The sequence below is a fragment of the Streptococcus cristatus genome (genome assembly GCF_003943505.1).
Taxonomy (GTDB): Bacteria; Bacillota; Bacilli; order Lactobacillales; family Streptococcaceae; genus Streptococcus; species Streptococcus cristatus_E.
In genome coordinates, this window is record NZ_RJPS01000053.1 from 1 (window position 1) to 819 (window position 819).

Sequence of the window (819 nt, forward strand, 5' to 3'; positions counted from 1 at the left end):
AATCCAGCCAGCGAACAGTTGTTGAATGCTGCAGCTGAGCTTGGATTCTTAGTGCAGGAAGAAGCCTTTGATACTTGGTACCACAGTAAGAAGACCTATGACTACGGCCGTTTCTTTGACCAAGAAGCAACCCATCCAGATGCTAAACCAGGTGAGAAATGGTCTGACTTTGACTTGAGAATGATGGTCGAAAAAGACAAGAACAATCCATCTATCATCATGTGGTCTCTCGGAAATGAGGTTGAGGAAGCCAATGGAGATGTGCGTTCTATTGCGACAGCTAAGCGCTTGAAGGCTGTTATCAAGGCCATTGACACAGAACGCTATGTCACCATGGGTGAAAATAAATTTAGCCAACGTTCTTCTGGAGGCTTTATCGAAATCGCTAAAATCATGGATGTTGTAGGGATGAACTATGGTGAGCATAACTATGAAGCAGTGCGTCGGGCTCATCCAGATTGGAAGATTTATGGATCAGAAACATCTTCTGCAACTCGGACTCGCGGCTCCTACTACGATCCATCACGGATTTTGAACCATGACCACAGTGCTGGTCGTCGTTATGAGCAGTCTGACTACGGAAATGACAAGGTAGCATGGGGCCGGACAGCGACCCAGTCATGGACCTTTGACCGTGACCATGCCGGCTATGCTGGTCAGTTTATCTGGACAGGGATTGACTATATCGGTGAGCCGACTCCTTGGCACAATATGGATCGTACCCCAGTTAAGAGCTCCTTCTTTGGTATCATTGATACAGCAGGTCTGCCTAAGAATGACTTCTATCTCTACCAAAGCCAATGGCGCTCAGTCCAAGAC

General features: G+C 47.1%; 1 protein-coding gene. It reads left to right on the forward strand.

Annotation, left to right across the window (positions count from 1 at the left end; all coding sequences use genetic code 11):
- A partial coding sequence (locus D8792_RS10925; protein ID WP_312023825.1) for a glycoside hydrolase family 2 TIM barrel-domain containing protein occupies positions 1 to 819 on the forward strand: 819 nt, incomplete at both ends.